Origin of the sequence: Dendronalium phyllosphericum CENA369 (assembly GCF_016056275.1) — a bacterium.
GTDB lineage: Bacteria > Cyanobacteriota > Cyanobacteriia > Cyanobacteriales > Nostocaceae > Dendronalium > Dendronalium phyllosphericum.
In genome coordinates this window covers 12,297-35,228 of record NZ_JAECZA010000023.1, presented here as the reverse complement: position 1 = coordinate 35,228, position 22,932 = coordinate 12,297, and the positions used below count along the sequence as shown (strand labels likewise).

At 40.7% G+C, this 22,932-nt stretch carries 18 protein-coding genes and 1 pseudogene; 6 read left to right on the top strand and 13 right to left on the bottom strand.

What is annotated here, in order from left to right; genetic code table 11:
• Positions 1-129: 129 nt before the first annotated feature.
• The 3 genes and pseudogenes from I8752_RS37975 to I8752_RS08390 all read right to left on the bottom strand — a co-directional run.
• Positions 130-1,659 (bottom strand): annotated as a pseudogene (locus I8752_RS37975) (SAV_2336 N-terminal domain-related protein); the annotation flags it as partial.
• Positions 1,602-2,741 carry an AAA family ATPase gene (locus I8752_RS08395; protein WP_214431851.1) on the bottom strand — a complete coding sequence of 380 codons (1,140 nt, stop codon included), beginning with the start codon at positions 2,739-2,741 and terminating at the stop codon, positions 1,602-1,604. The gene I8752_RS08395 and the pseudogene I8752_RS37975, both read right to left, overlap by 58 nt.
• Before the next feature lie 4 nt (positions 2,742-2,745).
• A complete protein-coding gene (locus tag I8752_RS08390; RefSeq protein ID WP_225895522.1) occupies positions 2,746-5,040 on the bottom strand; it encodes a VMAP-C domain-containing protein in 2,295 nt (764 codons plus the stop codon).
• Positions 5,041-5,252: 212 nt separating this feature from the next.
• Between I8752_RS08390 and I8752_RS08380 the strand changes: the two genes are divergently transcribed.
• Positions 5,253-5,438 carry a hypothetical protein gene (locus I8752_RS08380; protein WP_214431891.1) on the top strand — a complete coding sequence of 62 codons (186 nt, stop codon included), beginning with the start codon at positions 5,253-5,255 and terminating at the stop codon, positions 5,436-5,438.
• 298 nt (positions 5,439-5,736) lie between these two features.
• Here the strand turns inward: I8752_RS08380 and I8752_RS08375 are convergent, their stop codons facing one another.
• The 6 genes from I8752_RS08375 to I8752_RS08355 all read right to left on the bottom strand — a co-directional run bounded on the left by I8752_RS08375 (position 5,737) and on the right by I8752_RS08355 (position 15,287).
• Entirely contained in the window at positions 5,737-8,370 is a 2,634-nt protein-coding gene (locus I8752_RS08375) for an AAA-like domain-containing protein (RefSeq protein ID WP_214431850.1), read from the bottom strand.
• A 7-nt stretch (positions 8,371-8,377) separates the two neighbouring features.
• Positions 8,378-9,799, bottom strand: coding sequence for an AAA-like domain-containing protein (locus tag I8752_RS08370; RefSeq protein ID WP_225895521.1), 1,422 nt, complete (start codon positions 9,797-9,799; stop codon positions 8,378-8,380).
• Positions 9,800-9,882: 83 nt separating this feature from the next.
• A complete protein-coding gene (locus tag I8752_RS08365; RefSeq protein WP_214431849.1) occupies positions 9,883-11,796 on the bottom strand; it encodes an NACHT domain-containing protein in 1,914 nt (637 codons plus the stop codon).
• A gap of 3 nt (positions 11,797-11,799) precedes the next feature.
• Positions 11,800-13,155, bottom strand: coding sequence for a pentapeptide repeat-containing protein (locus I8752_RS08360; protein ID WP_214431848.1), 1,356 nt, complete (start codon positions 13,153-13,155; stop codon positions 11,800-11,802).
• Positions 13,156-13,256: 101 nt separating this feature from the next.
• The gene (locus I8752_RS37220) at positions 13,257-13,427 is read right to left on the bottom strand and encodes a hypothetical protein (protein ID WP_225895520.1); all 171 of its coding nucleotides are present in this window, start codon (positions 13,425-13,427) and stop codon (positions 13,257-13,259) included.
• Between the two features lie 24 nt (positions 13,428-13,451).
• Entirely contained in the window at positions 13,452-15,287 is a 1,836-nt protein-coding gene (locus tag I8752_RS08355; RefSeq protein ID WP_225895519.1) for a pentapeptide repeat-containing protein, read from the bottom strand.
• A 268-nt stretch (positions 15,288-15,555) separates the two neighbouring features.
• Between I8752_RS08355 and I8752_RS08350 the strand changes: the two genes are divergently transcribed.
• A complete protein-coding gene (locus I8752_RS08350) occupies positions 15,556-16,239 on the top strand; it encodes a DUF6748 domain-containing protein (RefSeq protein WP_225895518.1) in 684 nt (227 codons plus the stop codon).
• Positions 16,240-16,450: 211 nt separating this feature from the next.
• Here I8752_RS08350 and I8752_RS08345 read toward each other — a convergent pair whose 3' ends face one another.
• Both I8752_RS08345 and I8752_RS08340 read right to left on the bottom strand, forming a co-directional pair.
• A complete protein-coding gene (locus I8752_RS08345; protein ID WP_214431847.1) occupies positions 16,451-17,026 on the bottom strand; it encodes a GNAT family N-acetyltransferase in 576 nt (191 codons plus the stop codon).
• A 28-nt stretch (positions 17,027-17,054) separates the two neighbouring features.
• The gene (locus I8752_RS08340; protein ID WP_214431846.1) at positions 17,055-17,645 is read right to left on the bottom strand and encodes a TetR/AcrR family transcriptional regulator; all 591 of its coding nucleotides are present in this window, start codon (positions 17,643-17,645) and stop codon (positions 17,055-17,057) included.
• Positions 17,646-17,757: 112 nt separating this feature from the next.
• Here I8752_RS08340 and I8752_RS08335 point away from each other — a divergent pair, with 112 nt between their 5' ends.
• Complete coding sequence (locus tag I8752_RS08335) at positions 17,758-18,261, top strand: hypothetical protein (RefSeq protein WP_214431845.1); 504 nt, start codon at positions 17,758-17,760, stop codon at positions 18,259-18,261.
• Between the two features lie 344 nt (positions 18,262-18,605).
• On the top strand, positions 18,606-19,184 hold the full coding sequence (locus I8752_RS08330; RefSeq protein ID WP_214431844.1) for a Uma2 family endonuclease: 579 nt from the start codon (positions 18,606-18,608) through the stop codon (positions 19,182-19,184).
• 55 nt (positions 19,185-19,239) lie between these two features.
• Here the strand turns inward: I8752_RS08330 and I8752_RS08325 are convergent, their stop codons facing one another.
• Positions 19,240-19,530, bottom strand: coding sequence for a hypothetical protein (locus I8752_RS08325; protein WP_214431843.1), 291 nt, complete (start codon positions 19,528-19,530; stop codon positions 19,240-19,242).
• A gap of 102 nt (positions 19,531-19,632) precedes the next feature.
• Between I8752_RS08325 and I8752_RS08320 the strand changes: the two genes are divergently transcribed.
• Together I8752_RS08320 and I8752_RS08315 are read left to right on the top strand one after the other, a co-directional pair.
• A complete protein-coding gene (locus I8752_RS08320) occupies positions 19,633-20,028 on the top strand; it encodes a hypothetical protein (protein ID WP_214431842.1) in 396 nt (131 codons plus the stop codon).
• 322 nt (positions 20,029-20,350) lie between these two features.
• Positions 20,351-20,674: a hypothetical protein gene (locus I8752_RS08315; RefSeq protein ID WP_214431841.1), complete on the top strand. Its 324-nt coding sequence runs from the start codon at positions 20,351-20,353 to the stop codon at positions 20,672-20,674.
• Between the two features lie 219 nt (positions 20,675-20,893).
• Here I8752_RS08315 and I8752_RS08310 read toward each other — a convergent pair whose 3' ends face one another.
• Positions 20,894-22,906: an NACHT domain-containing protein gene (locus I8752_RS08310; RefSeq protein WP_214431840.1), complete on the bottom strand. Its 2,013-nt coding sequence runs from the start codon at positions 22,904-22,906 to the stop codon at positions 20,894-20,896.
• Positions 22,907-22,932 lie beyond the last annotated feature (26 nt).

Genomic DNA, 22,932 nt, shown 5'->3' with positions numbered 1-22,932 from the left:
TCCCAAACGGCGCATTACGTCTAAGCCCACTCTAGCAAAAGGTAAGACAGCAACCGATTGATCGCTATTTAAGGTATGTATATCACCAAGTAACGCCTCAAAAGTTTTAGAGGGACTGCCCAGTTTTTGACAAATCGATGCTGATAGGACATTCAACACCTCAATTGTCTTTAATATCGATGTATCTCCCAGCAAAATATGACGTACTCGCTCTTCTCCATCAGGCGAGTTATCGCCCCAAAACTCGTAACGGCATACATTCTCTTCTTCTGTATCACAACGCCGCAAGAGACCACTGAGCAGTACTTCTGCTATATGAGATTGTTGTACCTCCTCCTGAAAATCACCACGAAATGCATCCCGTAACAGGTCAATTACGGGCAAAGTTACTGGAGTTGCAGCCATTAAATCCGCTAATTGCTGCGCTGTTTTGGAAGCTGTTGAGCGAAACAGTGCCACTCGCTCCTGGGCAGTCCGTTCTAAGCTTGAGCGTGGTGAGGAGTCTGATTTTCCTTTTTCTGCTTGCCTACGAATAAAAGACAAGTCAAAAGTTCGCCCTGGTGTACGATAATCCCCAAAGCCAGAGGCTACTCTTGCCCAGAGTAACATTGACGCAGCATCAAGAGTAATAATAGAAACAGTAACCAAGTCCTCATGATTACGCTGTTCTAGACGTTGGGGCAAACCTTCGATTACCAACTGATTACTCAATAAGCCCGGAACCAACGCTCCTAACTTGACAATATGCCCATCGCGCAATGCGGTTCTTGACCATAATCTTTCTGGAAACATTTGAAAGATGGCTATCGGCTGTACCTTACTCCAAGCAAGCAGTGTTTCGTAAATCTGGTTTTGCCGCCAAAGTGTTGATGTACAATCTGTTACTAACCAAATCAAGCTTCGCCCTGTGGGGTCAATCAGTTCACCTGGAGTATGAGAACGTTGATTTATTACTGGTTCGGTCTTTGCCACAGAATGAATTGAGGCATCACGCCACCGGGAAAACAACTGTACTTTTCCCGTTTGGGTAGACAATCGCCAAGTCCGAACAGATCGGAACGCTCCTTGATATTCTACTAAATGGTTCAGTTCCATGATTGCCCGTTCCCAGATTACGGTTGTCTTCGATTCTTCGACCACTAAATCTAGTTGTAACCAGCGTTCTGCGACTGGACGTACTACGGGCAACCAAACCTCTGTCTCGGCAATTTGTGCTACTGTGGCATCTTCATCTAATTCAAATCGGTTTCGTGATGGTACTTTTCGCATCAGAGGGCGGAGCGATCGCGCCAAATCAAGTCGGTTTCGCAATGCTGGCGCTGCGGGAACTGAAAACGGAGTGCCGCTTTGTTTCTCAACTTTTTGTTCTAAATTCTGTTCAGTAGCGATGGTTTCTGGCTTCTGCGGAGATGAGGGGTCACTAGGATACAGATTAAGTGTAGGTTTACGGTGGTCAATTTTCGGAGTATGCTTTTGGCTTTGTTTAACCGTTGTTTGCCCTTGGGGATCTTCTGCCTGCAAAGACCTGGCTGGCTCGATAAATTGAGCTAGCCAAAGGATATCAACTAAATCGATAGCATCGAAATCCAGTTTGGCTTCTGCTAACGTTTTCGCAAACTGTTCGACTGTTGATCCTCGCTGCTGCTGAGATGTTTCCATAGGCGATTAATCAAGTCTTCTCGGCTTTTCAAATCTGGGTCGCGCTCACTCATTACCAGATATACTGCATTTAAGAGTTGATCGGTAGCTAAATCGCCGCGACTGCGATCGCTCCGCTTTTTGACGAAATCTTCAATGAGTTTTTGAATATCTGCTGCTGACGGAACGCTTATTTCTTTATCGTCTTTGCTATCTTGCTCCACTTGTTGTTGCAGGTGAGCATTGACAATTTGCTCCAAACGCTTCTCATTTGGTTCTTCCATAGTTAGACGCACACATCGACGCAAGAATGGAGCCGGGAAGTCACGCTCACCATTACTAGTCAAAATCATCAGTGGAAATTCTTCGCAAATTACCTTGCCACCTTCAATTACAGTTTTACCTGCTTCAACCTTATAGTTATCGTTGAATGTAAACTCTTGCTCGTCTTTGTAAGCTGTCCGTACTTCTACTTCGGATTTGATATTTTCAATCCGCACCAGCTCTGGAATTTCAAATGCTCCTTCCTCAAAGACGTAGAGCAAATCGTTTGGCAGATCGATATCGCTTTTATCTATTTCATCAACAATTAAAATGCGCGGTTTTCTAGCAGGAACTAAGGCCGTTCCTAATGGCCCTAGGCGGATATAATTACCAATGTTATCGAAGCGATCGTCGCCTTCTCCTGAGTTCCCATCACGAGGACGCGAACTGTTGGCATCTTGCAGACGAGATATTGCATCATAAAGATACAGTCCATCTCGAAGAGTTGTCCGGGTAGTAATTGGCCAGTAGAGAACTTCACCCATTCCTAGTTCGTGGGCAACAGCATAAGCCAGGGATGTCTTGCCAGTGCCGGGTTTGCCTGTTACTAGCAGAGGCCGTCGCAGATAGAGTGCCGCATTTACCATTTCAATTTCTTCGGGGCGTACCTGAAATGTTTTTCCCCGTTCTTCCTTACGGCGTGTAGCCCGTCGCCAAGTGGGGGCAGGGGGTAGTGGTAGTGGGTCTTCGGGTTTAAATCGCTCTTCTGCGCTCCCTTGGAAAATCGGATTGAATAGTATTTCCGTACTGGCTTGAGCCTGTTGAGTTTCATCGCTCATAGTGTCAACACATCTCCGAATCAAATTGCATATTGGGAGGCACGATTTTTGGATCTTCCCATACTAGGCTAAGATGATGACCCAGCACAGATTTGATTGTAGACTTATGCGCTGTCTTGCGTTCCTGATGAATGCGATCGGGTAAATTTTTCACAATGCAGTCGTCGAGTACTCTAGCCAACTGGTCTTGAAATAGAGGATCGCGCGACCACAGTGCTACTGGTAACGCTGTCTCTTCTGCAATCAAATCAAACCAGCTACCTACAGAATCACAGTTTTTCAGAACCACCGCATCAGTTGTTGCTAGTTCTGGAATCAAATCTTTTTCTGGCAGCGAACAGTCTATGAACTTAGCCACGTCGCAGATATTATTTTCAAAAGCTTCTTCAATCTGTTGCCATTTTTCATGCCAATCGTCGTAATAGTACCATCCAATTGGGTGAATCTTTAAGTTTGTGCGGACAACAAGTGGGTATTCATTACCTAGAACAGCACCAACACGGCTACTTGGTAACATCTCAAAGTTGTCACCAAAAAACATCCGTGGCACAAACAAATGAATAGTTGGAGTAGGCTCTTTCCGAAGCTTGTCCCGAATTTTTTTACGTACAAATGCAGGTAGTTCTTGACGCGAAAGCACTTCTTCCAGGACAAGCGGCATTGGTGGATTGTGCCGTTTATAGGTTTCGCGATTGGGAACAGCCCATAGGGACACACGCAACTGATCCGTTGATGTCTCTACTTGCTCAACGGCCACCATGACGCATTCACATTCATTACTGGGTGAGATTTTCTTCTGTCTCATTTCGTCATCAATGCGAACAAATAAATCAGAATATTTATATTTATGTCCGCTATATTCCCATAGCTCTACCCAAGCTTTGAGTTCTTCTAAGGTGGATGTTGGCGTGTCTTTCATCCAAGCTAACATCATCACAAAGTAGACAAGCTTGCCTTCAGTTTCCCAACCAATGGGAGCAGGATGATTACTCAAATCCTGTAGCTGCTGTTGCCAAGAGCGATCGCTTCCTTGAGGATTACAGCGCCGTAAAGCAGTATTAATCGTGGTTTTGTACAGATGTAGCTCATTATCGTTGCTACATGTATTGAGGCTCTGTGTCAGGATATGTAACAAGTTTCTTTCTTGCTGCAATCGCTCTCTTTGCTCTGGTGATAAGTCAGAGATACTTGTAATAAGCTCTTGTGTCGGAATTCTTGCCGGCCTTTGCTCCTGCTCCAGTTTTTCTCTGTTCTTTGGTTTTTTTTCAGTTATGCCCCATTCCAATAAATCTAAAGCATTCTCGTCATCAATTCCATTAGAGAAAATTACCCAGCTTAACTCTTTCAAAAAAATCAAATCTTCGGGTAAATTATTAACACCTGGAAGCAGTACAGGAATCACAGGAATTTTTTTCTCAACACACTGTGATATGAATGCTTTTAGTTCCCAGTTTTGCCATTTTCCTATTCCTTGAAGACCAATAAATATAGCAGCAGATTTAACAGATGAAATTGCTTTTTGTATCTCTTCTTGAAAGAAACGCCCTGGTGGAATTTGTTCTTCATCTATCCAAGACTTTATATTTCGCTGTTTGAGTGCAAGTGCGATCGCTCTAACTTCAGGTTTATCTTGGGTATTATGCGCTAAGAAAACATCAAACTGAGTCGTTGAGACACCAGACGAAGTGCGTTGAGGTGATTGAGCCTTTGCAGACATTGGCTCAATCTGAGCAGTTTTCAAGAGAGTTGGAATATCTTGTTCTGGTATTCCTGCCATTCTAATTGCATTACAGCCAAGCTTGTAGGCAAATTCATAGGATTTTTTCGCTCCCAACGCATCATAAAACCCTACGGCAAACTCAATCGCTGCCCGATCTCCAATCGCTTTGTTCATCCCAATGACACAAGGAATGTGTTGCGCGATCGCTTCTGCCTGTACCTGGGAATAGCACGCATTAAGCACTACACATTCTACTTGTCCCGAAAACAGTTGGAACAGTCCAGCTAACGCTTGTGCATCAACTAACTTGGCTGCTCCGGTTTCATCCTCAAAAACTAAACCTTCTTCTCCTGCTCCATGTCCTGAAAAATGAATAATCTGCGGTTCGTGTTCTAGTATCGCCCTGCGGATATCTCGATAGCGTACTGCTTGGGCTGTGGCTATAGAATACAGTTCTCGATTCCTTGACCTTTTTAACCCCTCCTCAATTTCTCGCATCTCTTCACCCAGACGGAGATTTTGGCTGCCGATGGGATTGGCAGCTAACAGTAGAATTTTCTGAGTTGCTTGAGTATTCATGAATTGGGGCTGGAGTTGGCCAACAGCACTGTTTTCTATGGAACTTACATCTTGAGTATGTGGTTTTACGCAAAAGAGCGCAATATTTCTGTTGTGAAAGATAAACAAACGGGAGCGATTACGGCTGTGGGGAATTTTTGTTGGGGGCGATCGCTTATCTCAAAGAAGCGATACGGACTTGGAAGGGGATCAAGTCGCCGGAGGCTGTATTTGTGACTGCTTGTAAGGAAGGGAGGAAGCCGGAAGCACAACAGGCTAAGTCTGCTGTGAAAGATTGGTTTGAGTGGGCAAGACGGCAAAGGATTGTGATTGCGATGTCGGGGAACACTGTTTATATGCCGGATGGTGAGGCTGTGGCGATTGCGGAGATGATGCGGCGGTGTCCGGTGGGGGAGTAGGGTTTTGCGTCACTTAAAATCGTAAAATGTTTGAATGAAGTGATCACTGCTCTTTTTCAAGCTAGACTCTAGCACATGGATAAACTTAATACTGCATTACTCAAATTACTTGCCAGAGGATAATCGTCGGCAAAACTTATGTCCTTATGTTTGTTGTGTATGGCTTCTTATTTTAGTTCTCATGCACGATGTAAGGGTAATGTACCATCAGGGCAACTATATTGATTTTGAGAGTTGTCTTATGAAAGTTGAGGTTTGGGTAGCAAGCGCCAAAAAGAAGGTTATCAATTATTTGTAGTCAGCGCACTTGACTTTTATGAATCCAACCACCGTTACAAGCATCAGTATAATACCAATCAGGGTTAAAATCTCTATAAACTAAAATTCTTTCTTGATAATTAATCTTGCATTTTTCTTTTTCAGAAACTTTGCCATTTTCAACTTTTCTAGGTTTGATATGGATGTTAGTAGGTGGAGAAAATACAAGAACATTTATGGCAGAATCTGTTTTAAAAGGACAAGCAGATAAAATATTATTAGGCTTAAATATATTTCGTATCCTCAGACTTAGACTGGGGTATTCTGGAGGCCCTCCTGCAATTGCGGGGGGAACAAATACTGAAAATATATTTCTTTTTTGCAGTGTTTTTGCTTTTGTTTGTCTTCTTATATTTATTACAGTAATAATTTCATTACTACTATACTTTCCTAATTGAAACATTCTAAAGTAATTTTTCTGTGAGGTAAAACTAAACTCTCCTTGTGTATAATTATGCCAAAGGTTATCAATTTTTCTGAATTCTGAACAGTAAAATTGTAATTTATCGATAGGTACTTCATCAACGTTATTTTTATCTAATCCCTCAAGGCGAGCAATATCTGTTGTTATGTCATCTGACTTTGCCCAATTATTAATTTTTAGGTTATTTTCTAGTTCAAGATAATAATATTCTTTTAAAGAAATTTCGACTTTATTTTTGAGGGTTGTATTACCGATTTCTTTTGCTAACGATATAAGTTGTTGATAAAGTGATTCTACAGATTCTTTAAAAAGAATATTTACTTCTTTACTAAAGATTCTTCCTTTTTGTAGCTGAATGACATCATAGGCTTGTTCATAAAACTTGATTTGACTATTTTTGTCTTTGTTTTCATGAGATAATCTTCCTTTAGCCGTTAAATAAAAAACATAAATTTGTATCCTTTCTATGGAATCATATTTTAATTCACTTTGATTAATATATTGATTTACTTTTTGAAGGTAAATATCTGCTTTTTTTAAGTCTTTTTCTCGGATTTTATAAATACTTGCCGCTAAATTCATTAATGCTATTTTTAAATTAAGGTCAGATAGTTTTATACTATTTTTTTTTAAGGAATCTTCATTATTGTTATTATTTTGATTTAATTGATTTTTTTTTAGGAAATTAGCTACTTCCCCAGCAGTTTGTAATAATTCTTGATTCTTATCAATTTTGTTTTTAAAATCAACAGCTAATAAGCCTAAAGACAATGAAATTAAAGAAGTAAAAAATAAAACTATAGTTCCATTACGAATACTTTGCTTGGCTTTCTTGTTTGCTTCAACTAGTAAATAATTTCTAGCTTCTGCTGCTTCTGTATCTTTCCTTGCTCTTTCCAAAGCAGCTTTTTGTTCCTGTGTAGTAATTTTCTCTTGAATTTCTTTCTCTTTACTAGCTGCTAAGTACTGTTTATCCTGATAACTTAAATTCTTGTCTCTAGCCCATTCTTCAGCTTCCTGTAAAGCATTGCCTTGCAGCAATCGCGATTTATCAGTGTAACCAGAAGCTACCCAAAAGCGAAAATTTTCAGAATATGGACGCAGATTATTTAATTGAGTTTCAATCCAATTTGAGTTAAATATTTCCCGATAAATTAGGTTATAAATTCTTAGCTTACCTTCCTGTCTAACAATCAATCCCGAAAGCTGTAACTCACTTTGTTCTAATGTTTCATCTGCTATTACCTGGGATTGCTCCTGGGCTAGTCTGACTTGCTGGTACAGTTCTAGTAAATAACCTGCCCGTTGCTCATCCCGTAAAATCCTAGCTTGAATTGTTCGCAGATGCTCTGGTTCATCTTGTGATTCCCAGTTTTCAATGATGCGTGATCTGACTACTTGCTCTACTGAACGGGGATGTTCTTGCTCTGATTCCTCAACCATAAACTGACACAGCTTTTGAGTCAGAAATGGTTGCCCCCCAGTCCACTGCAAGATTGACTGCATTATCGCCTGGGGATTACTAAATTTACCATGCAAACCCTTTTCTAAAGGTTCAACTTCATGCGGTTGAAAACCTTTGAGGGAGATTGCTTGACCAATGTTAAAGGGGGTGCGCTGTTTATCTGAAATCAAATTACTAGGTGATGCTACACCCAACAAACAGAAAGTGAGGCGATTGTAATCAGGATTATCGACACGCTTGTTATAACAGGCACGAATCAATGCAAAAAAGTCATCTGTAGGAAAATTCAGACTGAGTACGCTATCAATTTCATCAATAAAAATAACAATATTCTCTTTAACCTCAACCAGTAATATCTCTTCCAAAAACTTACGAAATCTGGTTACTAATGTATTCGACTGGTTTTCTGACCACCAATCACCAAAATCTACATCTAACCCAAAAGTATCAATGAGAGTGTCAATTAAATCTGCATACCATTGTTCGGGTGGTACATTCTGAATCCCACCAGCAGAAAGGTCTACGGCGGCACACTGCACACCGTCCTCTCTCAATCTCTGCATGGTTCGCACACGCAAACTGGACTTTCCACTCTGCCTAGAATTCAGTACATAACAAAACTTTCCTGCCTTCAGCCCTTCATACAACTGGGCATCAGCTTCTCTTGTGACGTAGGTACTGGCATTTTCAGGTAGACTTCCAGAAAATATGTACTGGTCAACCATGACTCACCTACCCCAAACGATTTGAGAAGTATTGACGATATAAATCACAACTGGGAACGCAATCATTACTAGAAAGTTTTACTAACCCTAAACTATGTAACTTGAATGCTACTTCAGTGTCTAGCCTGACAGGTATTTCATTCATTACTACTTTTTTATACCCTATCTCAAGCTGAGGATTATGTTGTAAATGCCACAGTTGTTGCCGCAAGTGGTCGCTGAAAATTCCTTGTTCTGTTGGTGCAAGCCTCAAGAGTTCTTCTAAGGTCGTTTGCGGGTTTTTGAGGTAAGCGTTAGCGGAGCTTAACGAAGTTATCGCAGACTGTACCAAGTAAGGATGTCCCCCTACTAACCCCATCAACTCTTTTAAGGCCAGTTCTCCTAGCAGTCCTAACTCGTGCTGTTTGGCGAGGTTTGCTACTTGTTGGGGATTAAATTCGGGCAGGTCAATCGCCAATCCCACATTAAATGGGGAGTGATTAGTGTCTAAGGAAGGGTAAGATTCAGTTGAGTGAACCACCACAAGGCGTAGTTTCTTCCAGATATTACCAATCTTGTCTCCTTGTTTGGCTGCTTCATACCATCCCCGCAGTAACAAGCAGAATTGAGGGAAAATCTCTGGATAATCAAACAGTCGCTCAAAATTGTCTATTGCTAAAACTAGGGGAGAATTAGTTACCGATAATAAATATTTTTGAAAATAGCGAGTACAGTTTTTATTCAGCCCAAACACTTCTTGCCAGTGTTTGTCTAGTTGTGGTTCTAGTTCCAAGCTGTCAGCAACATCAATGCAAAGCCATTGTAAGAATGTTTTTAGGGTAGCCAGAATGTCAGCATCAGCTAGTTTTAAATCTAGCTTTGCTGTTTGATAACCCTGCCCTCTGGCATGGTCTAATGTTTTCTCTAGTAAAAGAGTTTTCCCCATTCTTTGGGGGGCTTTGATGCGGATTAATGCCCCAGGCTGCATAATTGCGTTATGGCATTTGTCCTCAATTGGAGGTCTTTCAATATATATGTCTGCACCTACATCTAGTCTAGAGTTATCATCAGCTTGCAACTGTCGTTCAACTGCATCCAATTTGTCAGTAAGTTCTTTGAGTGTGCGTTCCTCTGCTTGAAGCTGCTGTTCGTATTGAAACTTGCGCGATGGGTCTGTCTCGATTACCCATGCGGTTCTTATGCTTGCTACTTTTTGGCTTTGCAGCGTGTAAGCTTTTTCCAGTGAGCCTCGTTCTTGCTGCGATCGCTGTTGTTGGTTTGGCGATGAGGCTGGGTTACTCGATGCTTCTGCCTGCTGCCCAATGTGAATATTGTAGATATCGCCGCCTATTCGCCCAGCATTTACAGACTCAGCATTAATCAAACCTCCGCCAAACTGGGCATTGCGTAAGTCGTTATTGACTTGCTTTGAGTCTTGTGAATCCGGCATGGGTTAGGCTTGAGCAGGTTTAAGCGACATTGTTGTAAATAATATCACCGTTGCTTTTTAGGTCAACAGATGCAAATTCTTTCTTAATCTCGCCTAAAGTCCATTTGGGCGAAGTGGTCTTGCAGCAGTTTGTGGATGAAGCGGTAGCGGCCGCCGACACGCTGGAGTAGCATACGCTCGGTGCAGTAGTCGAGGAAACGGGCGTAGTTCCAGGGGATGTAGCCGTTGAAGTAGAGGATGAGGCGTAAAATGAAGTGTTGAATGGTGGCATCTCCACCAGCAACTAAACCAAAAATCAATCCAAAAGTTATACCGCTAATTCCCCCTTCTATAGGAATATGAATTATTGCTACAAATAGTCCTATAGGTGTTCCTATAATTAAAGCTGAAAGAAAAGCATTACGTACCGAATGCCAAATATCTTGATTTGGATTTATATTTTTTTCTATGCTTTTATTAGGCTGCCCAAGAAGTAAACCTGTAAGTAGAGGAAACATTATACCTATTATAATTACATAAATTTGCCCTTGATGTCTTTGTAATAATATCCATGATAATGAGCTTGGAAATATTACAACACCTATTCCTACAGCCAAACCTATAAGTAATTTTCTTTTATTCAGCTCTGATAAAGATATTGTTTTTATAATGACTATTTTTTGTGAAGGCAACCAATAAGTGATACCTAAAATAATTCCTACTATTATTCCAATAATACTCCTTTGATACAGCAGTTTAAATATTATTCCTATAGATATACCAATCATCAAGCTTAACAAAACTTTATATAATGTTTTTGAGGCTTGATTTTTTAACCAAGACGGCTGCATTTCTTCAATCAAAAACTCTGTTTTCGATTCTTGCTGCATTTGTTTAGCCAACCAAACAAGCCAAATTCGAGTTTTTCTAGTATTAGGAGCTTTGTTATTTAAATATGCTTTACTATTAATATTTCGTGTCAACATCCGTCCTATATAAGCATCAAGCAAATACTGAATCCGGTCAGATGTAGAATTCAAATGCTGCCACTCTTCACGAGATATTTCTTGAGATACTAGAACAGTAATGTTGAGTAGTAATGGAGTTTCCATTAACTCTAGTAAGTCTAAGTCGCTACTGATGGTTGACCACAGTTCTAGAGAATTTATAGAGGTTAGATAATCACAAATTTGATTGCTGGTTAAAAGCTGCAAGCAGATAGCACCTTTAAGTTGCAATTGAGTAGCGTAGTTATTATATTCCTCAATCCGGCTACACACAACTAAATAAAGCGGTCTAGTTTCGCCTGCTAAAAACTGATTAATTGCATTAACACAGAGTTCTTGATGCTGTGGTTCAAGTTCATCTAAACCATCAAGCAATGGTAGTAATTGCTTATTGTCTACCCAATCTTGACCAAGCTTTTTTGAGACACCATATTTAGATTTAAGTTCTACCACCAACCAATCAGTTATTGATTGTCGGTCATCTTTCCAAGAGGACAAATTGAATAAAATAGGAAGGGGATAATCAGGCTGTTCTTCAGCACGGCTAACCAAAGCTTGAGTTAGTTCTAATTGTGTGGTTGTCTTTCCCGACCCTGGCGCACCTAAGATTAACAGTTTTCCTGCAACTTCTTGGGAATCAAAAACTTCTAAAATTGTTGTGCTGTCTGCAAGAGGTACAGCAGGCTTTAAGCCAATTTTTATTTCTGCATCCCAAGGACGCTTTACCTGCTGGGGTTGTGATTCTTTACCCAAATTAATCAGCACGGCATTATGTAGAGAGTGCCTTAACCGTGCGGTCACTTCTTCTTTAACTGCGGCTAGTAGTATACGTTCGTTCTTTGGTCGAGCCGGATTGCCTACAGGTGTTGTCTGCTGTCCTAAAAATATATTCCAAATATCGCCGCCAATTCTGCCAGCATTAACATTCTCAGCATTTATAAACCCACCACCGAACTGGGCATTGCGTAAGTCGTTGTTATTGACTTGCTTGGGGTCTTGGGAGTCCGGCATTGGTCAGCTTGGGAAGTCTTCAGTGTCGTTGTTTTGAATGCTACCACCAATTTGCAGTGCTTCGACAGTATTGGCATCGACTATGCCACCTGCAAATTGCGAGTTAGGTTGATAGTAAATTGATAGTTTATCACCTGTGTGGGCTAGTAACTTATTTTGCTGGTTAATTGTAGAAAATAACTGGTTGATTACTTTTTCTTTATCTTCCAGTCTTGCTTGGTATTGTGCTTCTAGTGCCTTAGCCGCAAACTCATATCCCTGCATGAACTGATTATGAATTTTGGCTTTGTCTGCATCAGGGGCAACAGCCACTCTGACTAAAATAACGCCATCGCTTTTCTTCTCAATGCTTTGGACATCCAATTGTGCGCCTTCGTTTTCGACTTCTACTTTTTTGAAGGAGTAGGCGAAAGCATCCCAGTCAATACCATTGCGGAAAAACAGATCAACTGTCTCGAACGTTTTTTGAAATACATCATTAAACTCGCTTGTTTTAAAATATCCACTATGAGGTCTTCTTTCTTGATGAGCTAATTCAAGGTAGATGTAATCGCATTGAACATTTTTAAAATTCGTCTCAGGACTAATCCCCCAATTTTTAATACAAGCTCCAGTTAGATTTGCTTCCGCAAAGTCTGTGGCTAATGCTTGTACTTCAGATAAATTAGCATTTTCAAGATGAGCTTTATGTAACAAAGTTCTACTGATATCTGCTCCGCTTAAATTAGCATTACTTAAATCTACACTTACTAAATTAATGTTACTAAGGTTGGTATAACTATAATCATTTCCTTTGCCATTTCGACTAGCGCACAATTCTATAACTTTAGAATCAATAGAAAATTTGGACTCAGATATATTTGCACCTTGCCAATCAATATAAAATAATTGTGCATCTGAAAAATCCGTTTTTTTCAAAACTGCATCAGTAAACTTTGCATTAGTTAAATTTGCTTTATTGAAATAAGTTCCACTTAATGAGCTTCTCAAACTTTTAAAAAACTTTATTGAAACAAAACCAAAAACTACAAACCAAATTACAGAGTTTATAGCTAATGCAAAAACGTTAATTTGAGTATAACTGTTATCAATGATGGCTTTTTGCCACCTCCGTGCAAAATCAGCACTATCAACAATTAAGAATATGAGCAATATCGTATTTTTTATAGTAAAGTCTATAATTTGTTTAGAAGTCTGTCCTCCTATAGCTTTTTCAAAATTAGCTTTTACTAAGGTTGCCGAAGTAAAATCACAACCTCGAATATTACAGCCGCTAAAGTCTGCTCCTGTAAGGTCTTGACCTTTGAAGGAGCGATTTCTTAAATCTTGTTTAGCAAAATTAAGGTTAACCACTTGCATTATTTTTTAGAAAAGGAATCGCCTCTTGCTGTATTTTTAAATAAAAAAATAGTAAACAGTAGAGCACCAGCTAACCCCTCTGCTTACCTGTTGTCAACAAACTACTCCGCCTCCTGCCACCCCTCGATTGATGCCAGCAGTATATTCACTAAAGGATGGTCGATTAGCTCTTTAAATGCTTCGGTTCCCCCAGCCTTCAACGCACCTATCACCCGTGCTTTCAGTGTCGGGTTACTCTCAATCTCATCTACAGCCTTAGCCACAACACTCATTTTCTGTGATGTCGTTGCAGTGGGCTATGACTGACTTAGTTGGTTGAGAAGCTGTTGAATTTCTGCTGCGGCTTGGGCTAAGTTTTGCTTTTGTTCTGGGTTGTAGTTGTTGATGTTGCCGCCGATTTGGTCTGCGTTTACTGTGTCCGCGTTGACTAGACCGCCACCGAATTGAGCGCCTTTTAGGTCAAATTTGGAAACTTTTTTAGGTGTTTCTGCCACTTTTATTAAACCCTGATTAACTGTTTTAAATGCTACTTCTAAACTCTGGATTTGCCCATCTCTCTGGGCTAATAAAAATATTAAATCTTCTTTTGGTAAAGCCTTTAGATTGTTGTAAAGTTCAAAGTACTCTGCACTTAATCGAGACTTATCTGCCGTAGGTACTGTCTTTGCACGTAGTAAAAAATTATTTTCGCTGCGTTTCTCAATTGCTACAATCTCTAGTTCCGCATCTGGGTGATTCTGGGCTAACTGCTTAAAAGATATGGCGATCGCTCTGGGGTCAACGCCTTGGCTGTGGTACAAGTCGAGGGTGTCGAAGATTGGCTTGATGAAATCGCCAAACTCACCATCAGCAAATACTTCCTGGCGATTGTCTGGTTTACGGTGAGGGTCAGGGTTATCTTTGGTAGGCAGGCGCATATAAATGTATTCACAGCGCACATTATCAAATTTTGTATCAGTGGTAATGCCCCAATCTTGAATATATGCTCCAGTGAGAGTAGCACCTGTAAAGTCTGTTGCATCGAGTTGAGTTTGCTTAAGCTTGACTCTTGACAAGTCGGCATTTTGTAAATTGGCTTGGCTTAAATCAGCACCAATAAAGCTGGCATCAGATAAGTTGGCTGCTTGTAGGTTAACACCGCGCAGGTTCTCTGAGTCAAAATTTTTGCCTTGCCCTTGTGCTGTTACTAACAGTTGACGTATATGCTTTTTCTGAAGATAGGTTTTTCCAGCACGAACTGTTTCAAGTTGTTTAGCCTGATACCAATTAGTATAAGTAAGCAGAGCGTTTCTTAAATCTGTACTTTTGACTATGGCTTGAGTGAAATTAGCATTAGTCAAGTTAGCTCTACAAAAGCTTGTACCTCCAATTGCTGCAATATTTATAAAGACGTTACGAATCAAGGAATATTTCTCATTTTCTTTCGTAATTTGCCAGCCAATATAAATACTAAAAAATAAACCTGCTGTAGCTATGACCATCACAAAAGCATTCGCTCCTGCTTTGAGTGCAGCAATTGTAAAAGCTGTAATGAAAGCAATAGTAAACATAAATCTGCCGGCTGATGCTACAGCTACGGCGGCGGTAAATACTCCTGCACCCGCTCCTGCCACAACTCCAGCAACAGATCCAGCAGCGAAGGTATCGCCTGCGAATACAACAATGAATGTAGATGCGGCTACGGCTATAGCAAAGACTGCCAAGCCTGCTCCTACTCCTTGGCGAATTGTTAGATAAAAGAAAATTATTAGTAATAGTGAAGTCACTCCACCTATCAAATAATTTTTCAGCAAAGAGCCTTCAAAAATTAATAATAGTAAATAACCATTGAAATACCAGATAAATCCTGACAAACCTGATAAAAGCCACGAAATCAAAGTTATGAAAACTCTCCAGTGGTCTTCAACTCCAGCTTGAGCGTGATTGAAATTTGCATCTGTTAAATTAGCGCCACTAAAATCTGCTCCCCTAATATCTGCATTACTAAAGTTTGCCCCTGCAAGGTTTTGATTCTTGAACGAACGACCTCTGAGATTCTGATGAGAGAAGTCTTGCGGCATAGCAGGGCTAGTGAAAGCGAAGGTTGATGCTGGATACAGCTTGAGTATGCGCTTAAAAGGAGTGTAGCACAAGCTTTTGTCATGAAGGGTAAACAAACGGGAGCTATTACGGCTGGAGTAAGTTTCTGCGCTTAGGCGATCGCTTAGAACAATAAGTCCTTAAAATCCTTTTAAGGTTTTCCGTGAGGTTTTTTTAACCTATTGCCAGTAGTGTAAAAGTCCTGGCACTTTAACTTACCTTGTTAACTAATATCTGAGAGTATAGGTATTTTGTCAGGTTTGAAGAGAAACTCTACTCTTAACCAAAATATCAAACCCTCAAATTAAATCGAAAGTTACCATGAACAAACAATCATTTAACTATAAATTCTCAATTATTCCTTTATTAGGTGCAATAGTAGTTAGCAACGGATTTTTTGCCAAAGTATCTGCTCAAGACATTTCTGCTCCAGACACTACTGATTCTGTTGCAGTCACCGTCAAAAATCAAGAGTTTCCCCAATGGGGATATTACACGGTGCGGAGAGATTTTCGCAGATGTGCTTCTCCAATATGCGGTGGATATTTCATCAAGCAAGTCAACTTGAAAGCTACTCCTTGCTTAGATGGTGTTTTTCGCTCCGAATGCTATGTGTCTGCGATTGATTGGACTTCCCTAAAAGTATCACCATCAGAACTGGCAAAAATCCAAAATGATGATGGTAGCCGTCTGCTCCTTAGAGGTAACATAGTGCCAGTGACATTTCCCGGATTCGGTGAGTTTGGGAATTTGAGAGTAAAAGAAGCCTTCTATGCCGCTACAGCTGCCCCAGCAAAAGGTACTTTTGTGGGACTAAAAGACAATGGCATTCGCTGTATCACTACTCCTTGTTTCTCCACAAATCAACTGGTTTTGAATAAACCGAGGATTTCTCAAGTCTCGTCAATCGATTTGAGTCAAACGGGCGCAACGCAAAAACAACTTGAGGCAGCAACAAGCGAAATTTTTGGTAAAGGTTTGATTGCTGTAGTACAACGGAGGTAATAGAAAACGTAGATCCAACAAACAGAGGTACTAAGTTTGTGGGTACGCAATTCTATCTGAGAGTGGAACCAAACTAAAGGAATTCTGGTTAGCTTAGATAAATATAATTCCCAAAATATCCAAGCGGTGCTGGGAGCGATCGCAATTTAACAAAGCGCATATTGCAATACTCGTTCCCACTCCCAACGCCACGCAGTATTTACCGCAGATTCTATCTGCTTATGGTGATGTCCTGTTGAAAAAGCCATTCCTCACGTAGCAAGGCATAAATATACTCATTTTGCCACAAGCCTTTTATCAACTGACTTTGTTTGAGATGTCCTTCACGCCGCATACCGAGACGTTCCATCAGCATATATGATGCTGTGTTACGTGTATCACAAATTGAAGTAATTCGGTGTAGATTGCGCTGTGCAAAACCATAATTAAGTAATACTTGTGCCGCTTGTGTGGCGTAACCACGCCCTTGATAGTTTGGGTGAAGTGACCATCCTATCTCACCTTTACTTTGTGCTTTTGGCAAGAGATTAATGCCAACCTCACCAATGATTTTGGCATCAGCTATATGGTGAACGGCAAACACGATATAACCACCTTCATCACCAATCTCCACTACTGCTTGTCGGGCAAGAAAGTCTATTGCTCTTTCCTGAGTCAATGGTTCTACAGGCATATAGCGCAAAACTTCCGGGTGAGTTTGATATGCTAAAAAATCAAGCAAATCTGTCTGTGCCATCCGGCGTATAATCAATTGTTTTGTGACTACAGGCTCTATGCTTGGATTCACTTGATGGGCTGCCGACTATAGTAGCTTCTCAAGCCATCTTATCCTGGAACAGAAAATTTAACATCCGCCGAACATAAGCTTGCCATGACTCGGTAGTGGGTGGAAAAACCGACGCATAAAGCATGAGACTACTGATTGTGTCAAAAAATAAATCAGACTCAGCATTTGTCAAAAGCTCACCTCGCAATTTGGCACGTTCAAGGACAATAGAAAAAGCTTGTCGTCGTGGTTGTAAGTACTTAGCCCAATACATTTGAGCAAATTGAGGATTAGTTAAAGCAGTGCTGACAATCATTGCAACAGTTTGTTGGCCAAAAGGATTAAGTGTAAGTTGTGCGGCACTTTCAATTAAGGAATCGATATCGCCCCAGAAAGACCCTGTGTCAGGAATCACAACTTCTTGCCTGAGACTTTCAATGGCATCGGCGAGCAATTCTTCTTTGGAAGAATATCGTCGATAGATTGTGGTTTTTCCGACTCCGGCACGAGTGGCAATAGCATCAACACTGATATTTGCAACACCGACTTCTATGAGTAAATCAATTGTCGCTTGAAGAATTGCCTGATGAGACTCAATACTACGAGGTCTTCCAGGACGTTTTTTGGTAGGTTCACTCATATAGTCAGAACTTCAGATGCGCTCAAATTACGACAAGCTCAAGAGTTAATTGACATTGAGATGGAATAATATCGATACTATTAGTATCGATATTAAAAGGAAAAATAGACTTATGCCTTTGCGGACTAGACCTCAATATATCAACAAAAATAGCAAACAAACTTTGCGTCAAGGTTTGGAGGAATACTATACGGTGAATTCGGACTTAACCCACCCCAGTACTCAGCCAGAGGATTTCGCCAAAATTTTATTAGCCCATGATGCTAGTCATGTGATTTATGGCTGTGATACGGATATGTATGATGAACTGAAAATTCTTGCTTTGACATTCTGGACAAGTGATTTCAAATTTCGGGATTGGGTACGCGAACGCCAAAATCCCGCTGTAAGTGTTATGTATGCAGATTTGCTCAAACGTCACGGTTGGTTTGGACTATATAGCTCCATAATTTTTGAGTTGCTACGATTAGTTCCAGAGTTAATTTCAATGTGGTTAAAAACTCGAAATCATCAGCGTTTTGTGCCATTTCTGGACTTTGAATTAATACTGGACAGTTCGCTGTTAGAAATTCGTCAAGAGTTTGAATTATTGCCTTTTATTACTAGAAGTTGGTGAATTTACTTTTTTTGGCATTTGACAGCCAAGCTTGCGATTATCAGTTACAAAGTTGTTTAGTAGCTGCTGGTGAAGTGGGATGAGTAAAGTGTGTTATGTCAACTACAAGCTAGACAAGTCAATTTAGATGCGCGGACAGTTTAAGGCTAGAGCAAGCAGAGGATTGTGATTGCGATGTCGGGGGAAGTTGTATATATGCTCCTTGGGTGAGACGGTGGCGGTAGCCCAGATGATGCGGAGGTATCCGGTGGGGGAGTAGGTTGTGCTTTCCTAAAATTTTGAAATAGTCGCATGGTGCGATCGCCTATTATGGAGAAGATCGCCGATGGAGCGAGTTATGCCTTATGTCGCTGACAATCAAAGACTTAGAACAATTACAGTCACAGAATCCCGATTTGCAGATGGAGTTGGTAGAGGGAAACATCATCGTTATGGGGCCATCCGATTACGAGTCAGACGAAATTGGTTCTCGCTTATTAACATTTATTAATATTTGGGTGATGCCTCGCAAACTAGGCAGAGTTACTGGTTCGAGTGCTGGCTTTATATTGCCAAGCATTGAAACTGATGAAAATACGGGCGACCCCGAAAAAAGAAACTTACGCGCTCCAGATGTTTCCTTTGTTCGAGCAGAACTACTCAAGAAAACTCAGCGTGACTTTGTGCAGTTAGTCCCTGACCTCACCGTTGAGGTGAAATCTAAAAGTGATCGCATCAAACCACTGCAAGAAAAAATTAAGCTATTCCTAGAACTTGGTTCTACGGTAGGTATTCTCATTGACCCTGACAAACTTTCGGTTACAGTTTATCGTCCTAATCAAGAACCAGTCATGTTGAAAGATAACGATAAATTGACAATACCAGAGTTACTTCCAGGTTGGGAATTAGAGATCGCAGAACTTTGGCCACCAGAGTTTGAGTAAATCATTGCAATCTGTTTGTAAGGTTGAGCAGATGTTCGGTTTATACCTACCAAGCTTACCCAACCCGGTTTAATTTCCGAATATCGTCATCACAGGTGCAGGCTGGATTCTTCGGTTGCACCCTTGACGTTGCGGCTTGAAAGAGGGGCGGAAGCCAACCAGAATCTGCACAAGCTAAATCGGAGGTGGTTGCTCCCTTTGAGTGGGCAAGGCGGCAACGGATTGTAATTGCAATGTCGGGAGAAGTTGTGTATACGCGCCTTAGGTGAGGCGGTGGCGGTGGCGGAGATGATGCGGCGGTGTTCGATGGGGGAGTGACACTACAAGTAAGGCGCGATCGCAGCACGGTCTAAGGCATTGCTAAAAAACTGATTAATCTTTTGCTCACAAGTTCCTCACATTGTTACTCTATCTTCAAATTAAACTCAGCCCAATTCGCTCTTAAAAGATGGAATATCTTTACTATCTGGAGAATGCCAGCCTGATACTACAGTTGATGGAATACATACATAATAGACCTCAACTTAAAGTTAGTTACGTTACGGTGATTAATACTATTGACGGCTGGGTAATTAGAGTCAGGCTAAGGCATCAACCCTCACCGCAAGAAGATAGTAACTTCAGATCAATCTTAAGTGAATTAGGAAGTTTGTATTCGCCATCAAAGCAATTACAGTTGGCACTGTGGAGTTTGGCAGGCGGAAAGTCACCTGTTGAAGTCATGGGTCGCTATCAGGTTACTGTAATTTCTCATAGTCAGCCAAAAACTGAGGAGATAGAAGTATTGCGGCAACAGTTCATCAAAGGATTAGCTGAGTGTCCACAAACCCTTGCTAGAACTTAGATGATTGCTGGCACTCAACGCTATTGATGGGTTGTGGGCAATGTTGGGTGAGTTAGTGTATATGCGCCTTGGAGGCAAGTACAGGTATTATATAATCCCGCTCATCCTCAGCAGGTAATAGTTGAGGGAGAGATGAGTATTTTTGATAGAGTTAAACAGCCAATAAGATGGGGATTATTTCTGATGTTTGTGGGAATAGGATTTTTTGGGGTGGCTTGGCTAAAAAGCGAATAAATTAACTGAGCAATTGATAAAATTAAGTATACCGATTACCTAAAATTCAACTAAATTTTGCTACTTTAGCTCAATAAAATCACCTTTGATGTTTAACCATATTTCACATGAACAAGAGCCAGACTTTGATTCGTCTATTCAAGAGAGTCTAAAACAGCTTTCCGCTCAATTGGGATCTCCGCTGGATGAAACATCAGTCATGCAAATATACCAGAATACATCCGATCTCCTCAGCCACCTGTCCCCATCACCCCTGACTTTTGCCCGTGTTGCAGGAACATTACTAGTTTACCAAGTTCAAAACACAGAATCCGAAGAAATAAAGTGGTTCAATACTCAAGTCAAACAATGCTTGAACGAAGAAGAAGTTGAGGAGTTGATTGAATCCATATATCGCACTGATGCTTTGTGATTGCTCGGAGTCATTGCAGCGGTTAAACTACAGAAAAACCTGGAAATAGTTCTGCAATCATGGTGATGGTTTTCGGCAAGCTCTTTGGTGCGTTATGCCGGACTGGAGGATGCGAAAGGCTCAACGGGAATTTTAGAAGGGCAGGTGTGAAAGAGATGGAAGCGATCGCTTAAATGGGTAAGGCTAAGTATTCAACTACCGCAGTTATCAATTTTATTTTTAATCTCGCCTAAGCTCCATTTGGGCGAAGTGGTCTTGCAGCAGCTTGTGGATGAAGCGGTAGCGACCGCCAACACGCTGGAGCAGCATACGCTCGGTGCAGTAATCGAGGAAACGGGCGTAGTTCCAGGGGATGTAGCTGCTTTGCCATAAAGTAATACGTAATGCTAAATGTTGAATACAAGCTTTACCACCGCAATTTAGTCCAGCCCGATGTCCCGTATCTAATCCAAAGAACAAACCAGCTATGAGACCATTAACGGGCGCATCTATTAACACGCCAATTAACACACCAATTAACGCACTTATTACTCCATATCTTAACCAGCTAGTTCCGTAATTTATGGCTGATTTCCAAATACCTTGATTTGGAATAACTTTGCTTTCTATCTCCCTTCCATCAAGTGCCTCAATTAACGCCACACTCAAACCCTCTGTCAACCAAACATACAACCATATTCCGACAATTGGCAGTAAAATTAAAAGCAAATTTGGGTTGAATAGCAAAAATGATAATAATAGCAATAAAAAGATTAGAGCAATTTTTGCCACCCTAATTAATTTTTTAATTAACTTTTTCCAAGACCATTGGAGAATTTCTATCGGTTGAATTGTTTCTTCCAGCCCCACAAGCAAGTAAATAAGTATACTAAGAGTTATCCAAAAAATTATGATGACAAGACTCAGCCAAAAGATTGATGAGATATTTAGTATAGTTCTCCAGTATTGGAGAAAGCTGAGACTGGATGTTAGCCACCAATTTAATCCAACAAGCAACCCAGTGAGTAGCCCAGCGATCGGCGCAGCCAGCCGCTTAGATTTAGTTGTCAGTAGCCAAGTAAGTTGTATTTCTTCAATTGCAAATTCTGTTTTTGACTCTTTTGCCAACTGCGATGCTAAAAATGCCAACCAATACTGCGTTTGTCTTTTACTTGGAACGTGGAGTTTGTTGTAAGCTCGACTTTCTAATTGACAATTTAACATTTGCTGTATATAGGCGCTGAGTAAGCTTTGCCATCCTTTTTCTCTAAAGGTTAATCTTTGCTTATCCAACGGTAATTCTTGCTCTGACAGCACTAAAATATTTAACCAAAAAGGTTTTTTACACAAAGAAGATAGTGTTTCATCGTTTTGTAAAACCTCCCATAAATCATCACGATTTATTTGCAATAAGTAATTCTGTACCTGTTTATCATCTAAATCCCACAGACAAATTGCGCCACTTAGTTGCAGCTTTGTCTTGTAGTTACTGTACTCTTGTTGACGACAACATATTACTAAGTACTGCGGACGATACTCGCTGTGCAACAGTTGATTAATCGCTTGTACACAAGTTTCTTGCCACCTACTCTCCAACTCATCCAATCCATCTAACAATGGCAGTAGTTGATAATTTTTTATCCACTCTTTTCCTAAATTCACCCAAACACCGTATTTAGATTTAAGTTCAACTACTAACCACTCACTTATTGATTGCTGTGCGTTCTTCCAAGAAGACAAGTTAAACAATACTGGAATTGGGTAATTGGGGTCATCTTCTGCACGGGCAATTAATGTTTGAGCTAGTTCAAGCATGGTAGTTGTTTTACCAGAACCAGGCGCACCAAGGATCAGTAATTTGCCTGCGATCGCACTATTGTCAAAAACTTCTAAAATGCTGGTGGTTTCTACAAAAGACTCAGGAGGTTTTAAACCAATTTTTATCTCTGCATCCCAAGGACATCTTACCTGTTGTGGTTGTGACTCTTTACCTAAATTAATCAGCACAGCATTGTGTAGGGATTGCCTTAACCGTGCAGTCACTTCTTCCTTGACTGCGGCTAGTAGTATGCGTTCATTCTTTGGTCGAGCCGGGTTGCCTACTGGTGTTGTCTGCTGTCCTAAAAATATATTCCAAATATCGCCACCAATTCTCTGGGCGTTTACATTCTCAGCATTTATAAACCCACCACCAAACTGGGCGTTGCGTAAGTCATTGTTAGTAACTTGCCTTGGGTCTTGGGACTCTGGCATAGGTTAATAATCGATTTGTGGGTGTC

Coding starts and splice junctions, on each gene's coding strand:
- I8752_RS08395 (WP_214431851.1), bottom strand. CDS start 2,741: ATGAGCGATGAAACTCAACAGGCTCAAGCCAGTACGGAAATACTATTC.
- I8752_RS08390 (WP_225895522.1), bottom strand. CDS start 5,040: ATGAATACTCAAGCAACTCAGAAAATTCTACTGTTAGCTGCCAATCCC.
- I8752_RS08375 (WP_214431850.1), bottom strand. CDS start 8,370: ATGGTTGACCAGTACATATTTTCTGGAAGTCTACCTGAAAATGCCAGT.
- I8752_RS08370 (WP_225895521.1), bottom strand. CDS start 9,799: ATGCCGGATTCACAAGACTCAAAGCAAGTCAATAACGACTTACGCAAT.
- I8752_RS08365 (WP_214431849.1), bottom strand. CDS start 11,796: ATGCCGGACTCCCAAGACCCCAAGCAAGTCAATAACAACGACTTACGC.
- I8752_RS08360 (WP_214431848.1), bottom strand. CDS start 13,155: ATGCAAGTGGTTAACCTTAATTTTGCTAAACAAGATTTAAGAAATCGC.
- I8752_RS37220 (WP_225895520.1), bottom strand. CDS start 13,427: ATGAGTGTTGTGGCTAAGGCTGTAGATGAGATTGAGAGTAACCCGACA.
- I8752_RS08350 (WP_225895518.1), top strand. CDS start 15,556: ATGAACAAACAATCATTTAACTATAAATTCTCAATTATTCCTTTATTA.
- I8752_RS08340 (WP_214431846.1), bottom strand. CDS start 17,645: ATGAGTGAACCTACCAAAAAACGTCCTGGAAGACCTCGTAGTATTGAG.
- I8752_RS08335 (WP_214431845.1), top strand. CDS start 17,758: ATGCCTTTGCGGACTAGACCTCAATATATCAACAAAAATAGCAAACAA.
- I8752_RS08330 (WP_214431844.1), top strand. CDS start 18,606: ATGTCGCTGACAATCAAAGACTTAGAACAATTACAGTCACAGAATCCC.
- I8752_RS08320 (WP_214431842.1), top strand. CDS start 19,633: ATGGAATATCTTTACTATCTGGAGAATGCCAGCCTGATACTACAGTTG.
- I8752_RS08315 (WP_214431841.1), top strand. CDS start 20,351: ATGTTTAACCATATTTCACATGAACAAGAGCCAGACTTTGATTCGTCT.
- I8752_RS08310 (WP_214431840.1), bottom strand. CDS start 22,906: ATGCCAGAGTCCCAAGACCCAAGGCAAGTTACTAACAATGACTTACGC.